15 protein-coding genes and 1 pseudogene are annotated in these 15049 nt (G+C 52.7%); 9 read left to right on the top strand and 7 right to left on the bottom strand.

The genetic code is table 11. From position 1 onward, the window contains the following. From ACMHXI_RS15840 to rluA, 3 genes are all read right to left on the bottom strand, one after another. The coding region (locus tag ACMHXI_RS15840) for an IS4 family transposase (protein WP_413735448.1) at window positions 1-791 on the bottom strand (791 nt) is incomplete at its 3' end. Between the two features lie 97 nt (window positions 792-888). Further along, window positions 889-1350: a transcriptional regulator AsnC gene (gene asnC, locus ACMHXI_RS15835; RefSeq protein WP_025888669.1), complete on the bottom strand. Its 462-nt coding sequence runs from the start codon at window positions 1348-1350 to the stop codon at window positions 889-891. Window positions 1351-1458: 108 nt separating this feature from the next. Beyond that, entirely contained in the window at window positions 1459-2136 is a 678-nt protein-coding gene (gene rluA / locus ACMHXI_RS15830) for a bifunctional tRNA pseudouridine(32) synthase/23S rRNA pseudouridine(746) synthase RluA (RefSeq protein ID WP_107005079.1), read from the bottom strand. Window positions 2137-2333: 197 nt separating this feature from the next. On the opposite strand from rluA, the gene ACMHXI_RS15825 reads away from it, so the two are divergent. The 3 genes and pseudogenes from ACMHXI_RS15825 (at window position 2334) to ACMHXI_RS15815 (ending at window position 5439) form a co-directional block, all read left to right on the top strand. Further along, complete coding sequence (locus tag ACMHXI_RS15825) at window positions 2334-4442, top strand: winged helix-turn-helix domain-containing protein (RefSeq protein ID WP_107005078.1); 2109 nt, start codon at window positions 2334-2336, stop codon at window positions 4440-4442. A gap of 188 nt (window positions 4443-4630) precedes the next feature. Next, on the top strand, window positions 4631-4819 hold the full coding sequence (locus ACMHXI_RS15820; protein ID WP_025008933.1) for a hypothetical protein: 189 nt from the start codon (window positions 4631-4633) through the stop codon (window positions 4817-4819). 310 nt (window positions 4820-5129) lie between these two features. Further along, window positions 5130-5439, top strand: a pseudogene (locus ACMHXI_RS15815) (transposase). A gap of 74 nt (window positions 5440-5513) precedes the next feature. On the opposite strand, the gene ACMHXI_RS15810 reads toward ACMHXI_RS15815, so the two are convergent. Genes ACMHXI_RS15810 through ACMHXI_RS15800 form a run of 3 tightly spaced genes read right to left on the bottom strand, consistent with a single transcriptional unit; the run spans window position 5514 to window position 6763 of the window. Continuing rightward, window positions 5514-5804, bottom strand: coding sequence for a hypothetical protein (locus tag ACMHXI_RS15810; RefSeq protein ID WP_028779462.1), 291 nt, complete (start codon window positions 5802-5804; stop codon window positions 5514-5516). A 33-nt stretch (window positions 5805-5837) separates the two neighbouring features. Beyond that, window positions 5838-6356 carry a class I SAM-dependent methyltransferase gene (locus tag ACMHXI_RS15805; protein ID WP_107005077.1) on the bottom strand — a complete coding sequence of 173 codons (519 nt, stop codon included), beginning with the start codon at window positions 6354-6356 and terminating at the stop codon, window positions 5838-5840. Beyond that, entirely contained in the window at window positions 6353-6763 is a 411-nt protein-coding gene (locus tag ACMHXI_RS15800) for a hypothetical protein (RefSeq protein WP_025008935.1), read from the bottom strand. The genes ACMHXI_RS15805 and ACMHXI_RS15800 overlap by 4 nt, the downstream gene beginning before the upstream one ends. Window positions 6764-7153: 390 nt before the next feature. Here ACMHXI_RS15800 and fccA point away from each other — a divergent pair, with 390 nt between their 5' ends. The 3 genes from fccA (at window position 7154) to ACMHXI_RS15785 (ending at window position 11209) form a co-directional block, all read left to right on the top strand. Further along, entirely contained in the window at window positions 7154-8938 is a 1785-nt protein-coding gene (gene fccA / locus ACMHXI_RS15795) for a fumarate reductase flavoprotein subunit FccA (protein ID WP_025888678.1), read from the top strand. Window positions 8939-9136: 198 nt separating this feature from the next. Beyond that, window positions 9137-10126 carry a 2-hydroxyacid dehydrogenase gene (locus tag ACMHXI_RS15790; RefSeq protein ID WP_028779460.1) on the top strand — a complete coding sequence of 330 codons (990 nt, stop codon included), beginning with the start codon at window positions 9137-9139 and terminating at the stop codon, window positions 10124-10126. A gap of 345 nt (window positions 10127-10471) precedes the next feature. After that, window positions 10472-11209 carry a dienelactone hydrolase family protein gene (locus ACMHXI_RS15785; protein WP_413735440.1) on the top strand — a complete coding sequence of 246 codons (738 nt, stop codon included), beginning with the start codon at window positions 10472-10474 and terminating at the stop codon, window positions 11207-11209. Here the strand turns inward: ACMHXI_RS15785 and ACMHXI_RS15780 are convergent. Beyond that, window positions 11206-11751: a mechanosensitive ion channel family protein gene (locus tag ACMHXI_RS15780; protein ID WP_025888682.1), complete on the bottom strand. Its 546-nt coding sequence runs from the start codon at window positions 11749-11751 to the stop codon at window positions 11206-11208. The genes ACMHXI_RS15785 and ACMHXI_RS15780 overlap by 4 nt on opposite strands. Window positions 11752-11844: 93 nt before the next feature. On the opposite strand from ACMHXI_RS15780, the gene ACMHXI_RS15775 reads away from it, so the two are divergent. The 3 genes from ACMHXI_RS15775 (at window position 11845) to ahpC (ending at window position 14975) form a co-directional block, all read left to right on the top strand. Next, window positions 11845-12588 (top strand): spermidine synthase, encoded by a 744-nt coding sequence (locus tag ACMHXI_RS15775; protein ID WP_413735438.1) that lies wholly within the window; start codon window positions 11845-11847, stop codon window positions 12586-12588. An 89-nt stretch (window positions 12589-12677) separates the two neighbouring features. After that, window positions 12678-14216: a leucyl aminopeptidase gene (locus ACMHXI_RS15770; protein WP_413735436.1), complete on the top strand. Its 1539-nt coding sequence runs from the start codon at window positions 12678-12680 to the stop codon at window positions 14214-14216. A gap of 189 nt (window positions 14217-14405) precedes the next feature. Continuing rightward, window positions 14406-14975 carry an alkyl hydroperoxide reductase subunit C gene (gene ahpC, locus ACMHXI_RS15765; RefSeq protein WP_025008939.1) on the top strand — a complete coding sequence of 190 codons (570 nt, stop codon included), beginning with the start codon at window positions 14406-14408 and terminating at the stop codon, window positions 14973-14975. The last annotated feature ends 74 nt before the right edge of the window (window positions 14976-15049 follow it).

Genomic DNA, 15049 nt, shown 5'->3' with positions numbered 1-15049 from the left:
TGAGGCGTGGTGGCTAACTGCACCAGTTGGTCGTGTTTTCCTAAAGAGCGTACCACTTCATATTGTGTCCCTTTCTTCAACGGCAGCAGCCAGTGACTGTTCGGTTGAGCCTGTTGCCAGGCGTGCAAAAGCCCCAACGAATAAAAGCCTCTGTCAAACAGCGTCAGGCTGTTATTGGGTATGCTTGATATCAGTTCGGCGGCTAAATTCATTTCACTGACAGCAACAGAATCAAAGGCACTGTTCAATACCAGGTGGCTGCTTAACTCCATCATGCAAACCATGCGAATTTGAGGATAGGCAGCATCACCAGAAGCGTTGGCGGTTTTGGCGAACACCTGATTGTTTTGCTCACTATCAGGTGTTCGCCACACGACACCATCGACACCGTAGAGGTTGAGCCCACACCAATGAGGATGCTCTGCTCTTTCATGCCAGGTCTTGGCACTTCGCTTAAACACATCCTGAACAACGTCAGAGCCCAATCGCTTACGCGCTTGCGTGACAGCACTGCGCGCAACGTAATCCACCTCTTGCGGTAAGACGATATCAAGCTTATTGATGAGTGAACGGACGGACTCGCCTCTGAACAGAGCCATACCAATCACCGCCCAAATCATGGCATCCATAGGTAACTTACGTCGTCTTAAACTGGCAACACCATGTGAATCAAGGCACGACTGAATTAACTCAGGCTCAAGTACATCGGCCAGACAGGTGAATTCGGTAAGACGATTGATATGAGTACGCGCCAAAGCTTCTGAAAGTTGCATAAAAAAATCCGATGACATGGGGTCATCGGATTTTGATCCTTTCAGTGAGATCGTCAAGCGATCTGTCTTAACTGATCGGCATTAGCCAACTTGGCAGCCTTTTCTTTATCTGTTGTTAAGGTTTTACCGCCCTGACAATTGGATTCTGCAGACTTATCAGGGTTTCGGTAGATTGAATTTCGTCTATCGACTGGATACGGTTAATCAGCACGTGCTGCAGGGCATCTATAGATTGACACATCACTTTGACAAATACGCTGTAGTTGCCTGTGGTGTAGTAGGCCTCTACCACTTCTTCCAACTCATTGAGCTTGGAGATGGCGGCGGGATAGTCACCGGCACTCTTGAGATTGATGCCGATAAAGCAGCAGACATCATAGCCCAGAGCTTTGGGGTTAACCGTTATTTGGGCACCGGTGATAATACCTGCCTGTTTCATCTTTTCGACCCTGACATGAATCGTGCCTGCGCTGACGCTGAAGCGTTTGGCCAGCTCGGCAAAAGGAGTTCGTGCATCCTGCATCAGGGCTTCCAGGATCTGATTGTCCAGTTGATCTCTTTGAAATGATGTATCCACAGCATCACGCCTAAATTGCTTGTAATCAGGCATGAATCTACGTGTTTTATTGTAAAATTGCCAGTCTTATGGCGACTTTTGGCTCAACATCTATGGTGACGTTAGCCGTTATTGCTCACCTTCGGGCGCGAGAAAAGGCACAGGTGCACTGAAGCTCATGGGTTCGCCCGAGTAAGGATGCTTGATGCTGAGGCTGGCGGCATGCAGCAGCAATCTGGGAGCCAATCTTTTTGCCCAGGAGTCGGCGTAGAAACCATCGCCCAGAATGGGATGACCCAATGCCATCATATGCACCCTGAGTTGGTGTGAGCGCCCTGTGATGGGGATCAGCATGACCAGAGTTGAATAGCGCCCCTTGCTAATCACTTCATAGTGGGTCAATGACGGCTTACCCACTTGATGATCGACTTTCTGTCTGGGTCTGTTGGGCCAGTCGCAGATGAGTGGTAGTTCTATACTGCCTTGAGTGGCCTTGATATGGCCGGCGACTCTGGCGTAGTAACTCTTTTGGGTTTCCCTGTCTCGAAACTGACGTTTCAGCTCCCGTTCGGCACTGCGCCTCAGTGCCAGCAAGAGCACGCCCGAGGTGGCCATATCCAGGCGGTGAACCACTTGTGCCTGTGGATGTTCGGCCAGGACTCTGGCATAGGCGCTGTCGTGATGGGCCGGATCCCGTCCGGGAACCGAGAGCAGTCCTGAAGGTTTATTGATGACTATGATGTCCTTGTCTTGATAGAGAATATCCAGCCAAGGTTCGGTTGGCGGATTGTAGACAAAATCTGACATGTCATGGCCTCAATGAAAATGGACGGCAAAGATAACCGCGGCAGCAGGTAGATGCAAGCTCTTGGGCGTTGTTGCATCCAGGCTTCAAAGCATGCGGGGAGTTATTCGCACCTGCCTTTGGTTAATTTGAGCGCTTTACTTCTCTTTTACAACATGGGCAATTAGTATCTTAGTGTTTGAATTGAAAATGGATTGATATGGGAAGGCGCTCAGGTTACCTGTTGGAAGATTGGTTGGTTGACCCTCAGATGAGTACGCTGAGCCGCGAAGAGGCTCAAGTGCGGCTCGAGCTCAGGGTGATGCAGGTATTGCTGTGTCTTATCCATCATGCCAACACCCTGGTGAGCCGTGAAATGTTGATCCAGGAGGTTTGGCACGGCGGCATAATTACCGATAACGCCATTAACCGCATTATCGGCTTGCTGCGTCAGCATCTGCAGGATAATCCCAGAGAGCCACGTTTTATCAAGACAGTGCCCAAGCAGGGCTATGTGTTGATAGCGAAAGTACGCGAGACGACGCTCGATGACGATTCGCAGGATGAACCTTTACCGGCAACACTGGCAGACGCCGAGACTGAGCAAAAGATATCAGCAGGCGGCAGCAAGTGGGGCTATTTGGGCGGCGCCTTCGGAGTGCTGGCGGCGGGTATTGCCAGTTGGCTCTATCTGGCTCCTGCCCAGGAAAACCCCCAGCTTGAGTTGACAGATGTGGCCATCCGGCGTTTGACTCCACTGACTTCGCTCAATGGTCAGGAGGTGGACCCCAGCCTGTCCCCCGATGGCAGCATGCTGGCATTTTCCTATCGGGAACTGAACGCCGATAAGTGGCATATTGAGCTGATGGCACTCGGAGACAGAGTCATCAAAACCATTCCTGTAGTGGATGATTACAGTCTTCGCTACCCGGCCTGGCGCCACGATGGCAAGGCCTTGGCTTATTTGGCATTCAGTGAGACTCAGGGCTGTCGCATTATGGTGACAGAGCTGACCGAAGAGGGGATGCGAAGCCGCATAGTCAGCCAGTGCCATCAGACGACGCAGTCGACCAGCATCGCCTGGAGTCCCTCTAACCGCTCGCTGTTTTATGTCGATGCCGAAGGGGTTGAAGGCTTCAAGCGCGTTTTTCTGCTCAGCCTCAGCGATGGTCGGCGTCAGCAGTTGAGTCAACCTCATGTGGTGGGACGCGGTGACTATGCCTTGGCCTTGTCTCCCGACGGTCACAGTCTGGCCGTGCTGCGCAGTATCAACTGGTTCGACACCCAGATCTTACTGTTCGATATCGAATCCGGTGATTGGCAAAACCTGCAGCGGGTGGGGTATCCACTGCGCAGTATCGCCTGGGATAAAGGCGGTAACGCCTTGGTATACCGAGGTGAAGAGGGACAACTTCACCGCTTGCAACTCAAACCCCGTAAGTTAACCCGGCTGACGAGCGTGTTGCAGGAAATCAATTCTCCCTCGGCCAATAGTGCCGGACGCATGGCGGCGGTTGTCGGCGAACTGTTTGAAGAGGAGATCTGGTTTTGGTCATCGCCCTTTGATGAGACTTCCAAACCGCAGCGCTTTGTGGCGTCCAGTCGCCGTGATACCGCCGGTACCTTGCGCCACGATGGCAAGGAGCTGATCTTTGTTTCCAATCGCAGCGGCTTGCCACAACTATGGCGTCGGGACGAACAGGGCACGGAGAAACAACTGAGTCGCCTGAGCACTTTTTCCCATATAGATGAACTCAGTTATTCAGCCGATGACAAGCTGGTGGCCGGCAGCCTCAACCAACAGGTGTTTGTCCTCAACCCTGAAAACGGTGAACTCAAGTTTTTCCCTCAGCTGGGCAATGTTCGTAATGTCAGTTGGGGGCGCAGCAGCAATGAGCTGCTGGCAGCCGTCAGCGTCGATGGTCGCTGGCAGATAAACAGTCTGCTGTTGGACAGTGGCGAGCAGCAACCTTTGCTGACGGATGGCTTTTCCGCCAAGTACGCCGCCGACGGTACTCTTTATTTTACCCGCCTGTACAAGAAAGGGATTTGGCGCCTGAAACAGGGCGTCGAAGAACTCTTTTATGACCAATACACCCCCCACTTCGGCAGCAGTTGGCAACTGGCTTCCGAGGCACTCTGGTTGCTGCGGCCCAACGACAATGCCATGGGCATTCTCAAGATAGATCTCCACACGGGCAAGAGAGAGGGGCGCGACATTCCGATGGAGAAAGTTTCCCCAAGATTGCTGTCAGTGACAGATGACGGCCAGATTTCGCTGGCATTATTGGGGCCTGCCAATACAGATATAGTTGAAGTAATTAACTGATTTATAAGACATCACCTTTCCGTCACCTTTTCATTATGGTGCTTTTCCCTGCCTGAGATAGCTTTAGGGACAAGGTTGATTGCCTGACCACCAAAGCGCTTGGTTTTTACCCTGAGTACCGGGCCAAAAGGTCAAAGCAATCTCGGGCGCAGTTTGCGCCCACCCATTTCCCAGCAGGAGAAAAGACGATGAAAAGTTTGAATCAGTTTGTGAAAAATGCGATTGGATTTGCGTTACTTTCTACTCTGTTTGCTTTACCGCTACTGCTGGCGTCGACACCCACAAAGGGCAAGGATGAAGTCAATACGCCATCTCTGTGTGAGCCGTATCCAGAGTGTGTGATTTACAAGATCCCCGATGAGTCCATCAATCTATAACCGTCAGTGGAGGCCATCATGTTGCAGGTTACTCTCTATTTGGTTGGTTCACTGAGCGCTTTTGTATTGGTGTACTACCTGTTTTTAAACTTGGTTCTTGCGTCCGAAGAATCAAGGTTGCTCGACCCTAAGGACAAATAACTCTCCCTTTCCAAGCCAAAGGGGCACGGTGTAAACCGCGCCCCTTTTTATTGTCACCCCAAAACCACCTCCTATGGAGGTGGTGATCGTCAAGTCGGGGCTCAGCCCGAAGAGTGCCCATGCTGCATACTGACTCGGTTTGTTACCTGCAAATCAAGGAGTAAGCAGTATGAGCCGATATGAAAGTGCATCGCACGTCTTCTATCGCTGTCAGTATCACATTGTATGGAAGCCAAAGTATGGCCGAGTTGGGCAGGAGGTTTGTCGCAGTATTTATATCTATAGCGGCATGAAGAGGTGTCGGATAGTAGAGCTAAATGTCCTGATAGACCATGTTCACTTATTGGTGAGACTTCCGCCAAGCTTGAGTGTCTTCAGTGGGAGCAAACGAAGAGATCATTCGTCGATATGTAAGGTATCAACAGAAAGTAGAGGCAGAGGAATCAATCGGTCAGCTCAAGCTTGGTTTGGATGGGTGATTCTTTTAGCCCCCTTCTAGGGGGCTGTTCAAAGCCACCTGCTATGCAGGTGGATTTTTTACTTATCCGGAAGCTTAGGAGAAGCTGTGACCGCCCACATGCATGATGCAAAAGGTCCAGACCACGAAAGCCAGAATACCGTGTACCAGAGCATAGAAGGCCTGATCCAGGCGACGTAGGCCGGCTGCTTGCCAGATAAGGTGCAGGTGCAGTCCAAGCACCAGAGGGAACAGTAACAATAAGGGATAGAGGGCGAATGGACTGGCATCTCCCAGCAGAGGTCGGGTCAACAACGACCAGAGCACCATAAAGGCGGTGATCAGCGGGGGCAGGGCAAGCCGATACTGCTCGGGATAGGGAAACATTACAGGTCCTTGATACAGCTGAATAAAGGCGGATCAGCGAACGGCTCTGGCTATCAATTGTGCCTTGGCTTGCAGCATTCCCGTTTCTCCGCCGGGCATATGGCCTTCAAAGTAATGTAAAGTCTCGAATTTGGCAAATCTGTGTTGTAGCTCACACTGATTCAGCAAGAAGTCCGGGTTACTGGGACGGCCAAACTTGGCCTGTTCCTGAGTAAAGGTCTCGTAAAACAACAAACCACCGGGTTTGAGCTGTTTGGCTATCCAGGGCAGCGATGGGCGGTGCAGGTAGTTGAACACCAATACTACGTCGAAAGGTTGAAGCTCGGGCTTGTCGCCCTGCTCAAGGTCCCATTCAATGAATTGGCAGTGAGGAAACTGGCGCCATAGGTCATCAAAGCTCTCGGGATTGCGATCGATGAAGGTAACCTCGGCGCCCTGTTTGGCAAACCAATGGCCATTGCGCCCGGAGCCGCAGGCCAGGTCCAGTACTCTGAGCTCAGGTGTTATCTCAGTGTGCCGCTCAAAGGCTGTGATCAGTTCTGCTGTGTTCATCCCTTGATCTCCTTGCGGCTGTCTATTCTGCGTCTGTGAACTATAGAATAATGCCGCAAGCCCGCGGGTCCGTGTGACACTATGACCGACAGCAAAACCACAGTCACAAGCAACTCGCTCTTGTAGCTTGCCAGAGGAATAAACAGCAGGATCAGCAGCAGCTTCACCAGAGTCAATACCCCTTTGAGTTGGATAAGCCAGCGCCAATCCCTGACTATCTCCCACAGCATCAGGCAACTGCCGCTGGCCATGGCCATTATCCAATAGAGCTGCCAGCTTTCTCTGGGTACCGACAGCAAAATACCGCCACCGGCTCCGACAATTCCCAAAATGTGCAGGGCTCTGAGGCTGGTCTTACAAAGGCGCTGCAGCCAAAACTGCTTTTCAGACATCTGTGCTTTAGCCATGGCGATTATATCTGTGATCCAGAATACAAATTTTCCGTTAGCTTAGCAGCATTCGCCAATTGGCGACTATGCTTGATCCTGTATTTGTCGAGTCTTCTCACATGGAAATGCAGATCCCCAAAACGTTAACTTCGTCAGCTATACGGTACGTTAGCCGTGATTTGTATCAATATGTGACCGACTAATCTGCAAGAGTGCACAGAAATGCGGATAGGTGGCGTCGAGAGAAATCTTTTTGTGACTCAGTTAAATATATGCCTAAAGGGGTAGTGATATCTTCTGCCATGGGAGATATGTCGTGCTACAGCCTTGGTATAAATAACTAAAAAGCAATGTGGTACGAAATAGCTATATATGAGTATGTGAAATAATATGGTGGAGGAACACTCTATGTTCACGGGAGCACTTAAGAAAACAGCACTGGCTGCTCTGATTTCCGGCATGATGGCCGGTACAGCTTATGCCGGCGCAGATGTATTGGCGGATTTTCATGGTGAAATGGGCGGTTGCGATACTTGCCACGTTTCCAAGAAAGGCCCGACCGATGACAACCTGACCCATGAGAACGCCCAGTGCGTTAGCTGCCACGGTGATCTGAAAGAGATTGCTGCCGGTGAAAAAGATCTGAAGATTTCTCCACACAAGTCTCACCTGATCGGTGAAATCGCTTGTACTTCTTGCCACAAAGGCCATGAAAAATCAGTTGCTTACTGTGACGCTTGCCACAGCTTCGGCTTCGATATGCCATTCGGCGGCAAGTGGGAGCGTAAGTTCGTCCCTATCGATGTGCAGAAAGATGCTCAAGACAAAGCTATTGCAGCCGGTCCTCGTGAAACCACTGACGTGGTTATCATAGGTTCTGGTGGTGCCGGTCTGGCCGCCGCAGTATCTGCTCGCGACAACGGTGCCAAAGTCATTCTGCTGGAAAAAGAGCCTATCCCAGGTGGTAACACCAAGCTGGCTGCCGGCGGTATGAACGCTGCTGAAACCAAGCCTCAAGCGGCTCTGGGTATTAAAGACAAGAAAGAGATCATGATTGAGGACACCATGAAAGGTGGCCGTAACATCAACGATCCTGAGCTGGTTAAAGTTCTGGCCAACAACTCTTCCGATTCTATCGACTGGTTGACTTCTATGGGCGCCGATATGACTGACGTAGGTCGTATGGGTGGTGCCAGTGTTAACCGTAGTCACCGTCCAACCGGTGGTGCCGGTGTCGGTGCTCACGTTGCCCAAGTATTGTGGGACAATGCTGTTAAGCGCGGTACCGATATCCGTCTGAACAGCCGCGTTGTACGCGTACTGAAAGATGATTCAGGCAAAGTGACCGGCGTTCTGGTTGAAGGTAAGTACACTGGTTACTACGTGATCAAGGCTGACGCCGTGGTTATGGCTACCGGTGGTTTCGCCAAGAACAACGACCGCGTTGCCAAGTACGATCCTAAGCTGAAAGGTTTTGCTGCTACCAACCACCCAGGTGCAACCGGTGACGGTCTGGATGTTGCCATGCAAGCCGGTGCCGATACCCGCGATCTGGAATGGGTACAGGCTCACCCAACTCTGTCTCCACGTGGTGGTGTGATGGTAACTGAAGCTGTACGCGGTAACGGTGCTATCCTGGTTAACCGTGAAGGTGACCGTTTCGTCAACGAAATCACTACTCGTGACAAGGCTTCTGCAGCCATCCTGAAACAGAAAGGTGCCAGCGCCTTCCTGGTGTTCGATGACTCAGTTCGCAAGAGCTTGAAGAAGATTGAAAACTATGTCCACCTGGGCATTGTTGATGAAGGTAAGACCCCTGAAGAACTGGCCAAGAAGATTGGTGTTCCAGGTGCCGAACTGGCCAAGACTATTGCCAGCTACAACGGTTTCGTGAAGTCTGGTAAAGACACTCAATTCGAGCGTCCTAACCTGCCTCGTGAACTGGGTACTGCCCCTTACTACGCTATCGAAGTTAAGCCAGCTGTACACCACAGCATGGGTGGCGTGAAGATCGATACCAAGGCTGAAGTGAAAGCCAAAGATGGTCATCTGATCCAGGGTATGTATGCTGCCGGTGAAGCAACCGGTGGTGTTCACGGTGCCAACCGTCTGGGCGGTAACGCTATCTCTGATATCGTAACCTTCGGTCGTATCGCCGGTGCTGAAGCTGCCAAGTACGCTAAAGAGCACTAGGCCAAACTAATTCTCCGATAGCACGGAGTCGGGGCGCTTGAGCCCCTCATCAAAAAAGCGGACTGTCAGGAGTCCGCTTTTTTCTTTTTGTTGCGCTGCATCATGTTTCCGGTGAGATTGTCTGTGCCAGGCAAAGACAAGTTTAGGTAATTCACTTACACTTTTAGCTATCATTCCAATTACCGGGTCATAAACAGCATGAAGATAGGTTTTTTCAGCGCCAAGCGTTACGACATGCAGCATTTCAACCGTACCAACCAGGCCTTTGGGGCTCAAATAGAGTACTTCGACGTGCGCCTTTGCATGCAAACAGTGAAACTGGCTTACGGATTCGAAGTGATCTGCGCCTTCGTCAACGACGAACTCAATGACGAGGTGCTGACAGAACTGGCCGCCAACGGCACCCGGATCATCGCCATGCGCTGTGCAGGCTTTAATAATGTCGACCTGGATGCAGCCAAGCGTCTGGGAATGAATGTTGTCAATGTCCCTGCTTACTCTCCAGAATCTGTGGCCGAACATACGGTCGCCCTGATGTTGACCCTGAACCGCAAGATCCATAAGGCGTATCAACGCACCCGGGATGCCAACTTCTCTCTCGAAGGGTTGGTGGGCTTCAACATGTTCGGTAAGACTGTGGGCGTGGTCGGCACTGGGAAAATCGGTATCGCCACCATCAAGGTTTTGCTGGGCTTTGGCTGTAAAGTACTGGCGTTTGACCCTTATCCCAACCCGCAAGTAGAGGCGCTGGGTGCTCGTTATGTCACTCTGGATGAGATGTACCAACAGAGCGATATCATCAGTCTTCATTGCCCGCTGACGGCGGAAAACCGCCATCTGCTCAACGCAGACAGTTTTGCCAAGATGAAGCCGGGTATGATGGTGATTAACACCAGTCGTGGCGGCTTGCTCAACGCCATAGATGCCATGGAAGCGCTCAAGCTCGGACAGATAGGTTCGTTGGGGTTGGACGTGTATGAGAACGAGAAAGAGCTGTTCTTTGAAGATAAGTCCAACGAAGTGATCCAGGACGATGTATTCCGGCGTTTATCGGCTTGCCACAATGTGATCTTTACCGGTCACCAGGCGTTTTTGACCGAAGAGGCCTTGGGCGCCATCGCCCACACCACACTGTCCAATGTACAGAAACTCCTCAGCGGTGAGCGTTCGGGTAACGAGCTTTTCTAAGGAAGGTGCGAACAAGTCCCATGTGTGCTCTGCGTCGGCTTACAGGCCTGGATGCAAGGCGTGGTTCGTAGCAAATGGCCTTAGTCCTTTGCAAGAAGCACAACACAGCAGACAGGTTTGTAAGCCACGCCCTTTGGGGCTTTCACAGCAACCGGCTTTCTGCGTTATCCGACTTCGACAGGCCCCGGCATGCCTTCAGTCAGATGCCTTGAACGCCAATTGCTGTGCAAGCCAGAGTGCCACGAGGACTTATTCGCACCTTCCCTAAAGATAAATACTGACACCCGACTCCCCGATTGCTAGATTGAGGTTACCGCATCGGGGAGATGCTCATAGGGAGGTGTCATGCTGGTTACACAGAGTCTTCATCAACTGCCGACGGCAAGCGGCAGCATGCAAACCCGGGTCTATCGTCCCGATAGCGAGGGTTGTTTTCCCGCCATCATTTTTTACTCGGAAATCTTTCAGGAAACCGCACCTATAAGCCGTATGGCTTGCATGCTGGCCGGTCATGGCTTTGTGGTATTGGTGCCGGAGATTTTCCACGAGCTCAATCCGCCGGGCACTGTGCTTGGTTATGATGACAGTGGCAAGGACAAAGGCAACAGCGATAAGCTGAGCAAGCCATTGGAAGCCCACGATGATGATACTCAGGCGTTGGTGGATTTTATTCGGGCTCAGCCTTGGAGCCGCGGCCGGATTGGTGCCATGGGCGTCTGCGTTGGCGGTCACCTGGCATTTCGCGCCGCCCTTAACCCCGACATAGCAGCGGCATTTTGTCTCTATGCCACAGATATTCACAGCGGCGCTATCCCGAGTGCGCCGGGGAATGACTCTCTGAGCCGCTGCCGGGATATTCGCGCCGAGTTGGTGATGATCTGGGGCAAACAGGACCCCCATGTGCCGAGTGAAGGGCGCCGTCTCATCCAGCAAAGGCTGGAGCAATGCCAGACCTTATACAGCTGGCAGGAGCTCAATGCCCAGCACGCCTTTATGAGGGATGGCGATCCCCGTTATGACCCGGCATTGGTACTGCAGATGTACCAGCAGGCGCTGGCGCTGTTTCAGCGCAGGCTCAATTAATCCTGCTTGGTCAGTTGCTCCGGCTCTGTCTCTTGTGCCTGCGGTACCGAGGCATTGCCGGGTGCCAGCTTCAGCACGGCTTTTTGCAGTATCAGGTTGTTGGGGTAGGTAACAGTATCGCCGTTGTCGCGGCGGATAAGCACGTGGAACAGCCCCACTTCCAACAATACCCCGGTAATATCTTCATCCTTGTCGACGACTTTGATCCGCTCACCGACTTTGTAGGGAAACACAAAAAAGATCAGCACCCCGGCGGTGAGGTTACTCAGTATCGACCACTGGGCCACCAAAGCCACCCCCAGCACGGCAAATGCCGAAGACACGAACAGTGAAACCTCCTGATAGCCGAGTCCCAGAGAAACGGCCATCAACGACAGAGTGACAAAGAACAACAGATAGCTGATAAAGCGGGTCACCAGGCTGGTACGGGCGGCGCTGACCTGTTTCTTGTCCGCCAGGGTTTGCACCGCATTTTTCAGCGCCCGCTGCAGAAAGAAAAACACCCCGAGATAGAGGCAGGCAATCAGAATATTGTGAGTCATATGGCGTATGCTTCTGTGAGAAATAAGGCATTTGCTGGCATACTAGCGACTTTGTCACAGGGGATAAACTCCCCAACCGAGAATTATTCAAGCATGGCAGATTATCGCACCTTAGTGCAGCAACAGGATGAATGGGGCAGCGTCGCTGTCCTCGATGATGGCGACTGTCGGATCTTGGCCTTCGGCGAACACGACGAGCAGAGCAAACTGTTGAAAAAGGCCCCCCATGTACCGCAGCACACCTATGTGCAGGCCATGCTGCTGGCGCTTTTGTACCTCAAACCCAAGAGTGCCATCATTTTGGGGTTGGGCGGCGGCGCCTTGGTGCATGCTCTGAGGCATTTTGATGCCGCTATCAAGCTGACCGCGGTTGAGTTGCGCCCCCTGGTGCTGCAGTTGGCCAAGAGCCATTTTCAACTGCCACTGTCGAAAAAGCTGAACCTTATCAATGAGGATGCCAATCAGTTTCTGGCCAGTGCCGAGCACAAGAAGGTAGATATTATCTTCGCCGATCTCTACGGCTCTGAAGGGGTGGATGCCGGTCAGCTGAGCCAAGCCTTTATCGAGCAGAGCCTGGCACTGCTCAAGAGTGAAGGTTTGCTGGTGCTCAACTGCTGGAAAGAGCACAGTCAGGACAGAGGCCTGCTGGCTCGCCTGCAGCAACATTTCCCCGATGTGCGGGCCTGCCTCACGGGGGGCGGCAACTGGGTAGTGTTTGCCTCAAGGACACCGAAAAACTTTACCAGTGCCGGGCTCAAACAGGGCGCCGCCGGCTTGTCTGCTGTGCTGGACTGCGATCTCGGCCGCTCTCTCAGTCGCTTCGAACTCTGGCAGTAGGCTAATTTGTAAGGGATTGTTAAGGGCACTAGTCCGTAAAAGCCCTGATGTTATATTTGTCTGCCCCTCAATAATGATAAGCAGTACAAATGAATAAAAACAAAAGATTAGCAGTAAAACTTCTGACCCTATCCTGCCTTATGGGCGCTGGGACGACACAGGCCGAACAGTATGAGTTTGCCACTCAAGTCGCCCCGGCCAACACCTTGGTGATGTTCCAGCATCAGGATGGCACCCTATACTCGGCCGCCGGATTGCAGGCGGATACCCGCAAACAACTGCAGCGCGCCATTGCGGCCGCCAACTTCAAAGGCCAGGAGGGCGAGCTGCTCGAATTGCTGGCCCCCATTGGTACCCAAGCAGAGCGCCTGCTGCTGCTCGGGCTTGGGGATGCTGAACTGACGCCGGGGAAGACAGCCTTGCTGGGGGGCAAGCTGTCAAATCACCTGGAAGCCGTCAAACAACCCAAGGTGGCGGTATGGGCCGCTGATATCCCAAATAGCCAGGGATTTATCGCCGAATTGACCCAGGGGATTTCCCTGGCCAGCTACCGCTATCGTGACTTCACGGCCAAGCCGCGTACCGAAAAACAGTACCATTTTGCGGTCGCCGAGCCCAAGGTAGCCGAGACCAATCACCTCAAGTCGGCAGCGATTGCCGATGGGGTGGCGCTGGCGCGGGATCTGACCAACAAACCGGCCGCCGAACTCTATCCCGAGTCCTTTGCCGATGCGGCCAAGGAACTCAAGCGTCTTGGCGTCAAGATCAAGGTGTTGGAACCCAAAGAACTGGCCAAACTCAATATGGGTGCGTTGCTGGCCGTGGGCAAAGGCAGCGAGCGAGGCCCAAGGCTGGTAGTCTCGCACTGGCAGGGCAGTGATGATGCTCCGGTGGCGCTGGTGGGGAAGGGGATTACCTTTGACTCAGGCGGCTATAACATCAAGGCGACCGGCACTTCGATTGCGTGGATGAAGTCAGATATGGCCGGCGCCGCCACAGTGTTGGGAACGGTCAAGGCGATGGCCGCCTCCAAGGCGCCGGTTAATCTGGTGGGTATCATGCCGCTGGCGGAAAACATGGTCTCGGGTCGTGCAATGATCCCGGGGGATGTGATCAAGACTGCCCAGGGGCTGACGGTTGAAGTCCTCAATACCGACGCTGAAGGACGCCTGGTGCTGGCCGACGGTCTTTGGTATGCCCGCGAGAAATACCAACCACAAGTGATAGTGGATGTGGCGACCCTCACAGGGTCCAAGGTGCGTGCCCTAGGGGTGGAGTATGCCGGCCTGTTCAGTGACTCGGAACCTTTGGTGCAGCAACTGACATACGCGGGACAGCAGGTGGGGGAAAAGCTGTGGCGTCTGCCGCTGGATCCGGCCTACGGCGAAGAGCTGCATTCCAGCATCGCGGATTTAACCAACACAGGCCGTGAAGGCAGCGCCGGGGCTTCTTCGGCGGCGATGTTTCTCAAGCGTTTTGCCGGTGATCAACCCTGGGCTCATCTGGACATTGCCGGTAATGCCCTGGTCAGGAGCGACACTCAACTGGCTCCGGCCGGTGCTACCGGTTATGGTGTACGCCTGCTGAGCCATTGGTTGGAACAGCATAAGTTCAGCGAGAACCAATAGATCAATAACTTGCCCGGGAGCGAAGGGTAATCGCTTTTTTCGCTCCCGACACAAGTTCCTCTGAAAAACCGATTAAGGCAACAGCTTTTATCCGTTATCTTATTTTAAACCCTTTGGTTAATATGACTTCCATCGACGGGCAGCAATGAAGTTGACCCGGACAATTCAAACTGAAAATGGGAGCATACAATGACTCAGTCAATCATCAACTCTGTAATCAAACCCTTTAAAGCTACCGCCTTCCACAAAGGTGAATTCGTTGAGCTGACCGAACAGGATCTGCTGGGCAAGTGGTCTGTAGTTTTCTTCTATCCAGCCGACTTTACCTTCGTTTGCCCAACTGAACTGGGTGATATGGCTGACCACTACGAAAAACTGCAGGCCATGGGCGTTGAAGTTTACTCTGTGTCTACCGACAAGCACTTCACTCACAAGGCATGGCACGATACTTCCGACACCATCAACAAGATCCAATTCCCAATGATAGGTGACCCAACCGGCGCAATCAGCCGTAACTTCGGCGTGCTGGTTGAGGAAGACGGTGTTGCCCTCCGCGGTACTTTCGTCAGCAACCCTGAAGGTGAAATCAAAGTCGCTGAAATCCATGACCTGGGTATCGGACGTAGCGCCAGCGAGCTGGTTCGTAAGATCCAGGCTGCTCAATATGTTGCCACTCACGACGGCGAAGTTTGCCCAGCCAAGTGGCAGCCAGGCGACGAAACTCTGGCTCCTTCTCTGGACCTGGTTGGCAAAATCTAAACTGCCAGTCTGATCCGGAAGGCTCCGAACCTCCCCCCGCAAGGGTTCGGAGCCTCTTTCCCCGCACTATTTCT

The organism is Shewanella sp. BJSY2023SW005, assembly GCF_047314585.1.
GTDB classification, from domain to species: domain Bacteria; phylum Pseudomonadota; class Gammaproteobacteria; order Enterobacterales; family Shewanellaceae; genus Shewanella; species Shewanella algae.
Note: the sequence above shows the minus strand (reverse complement) of the source record. Positions and strands in the feature narration are given on the sequence as shown.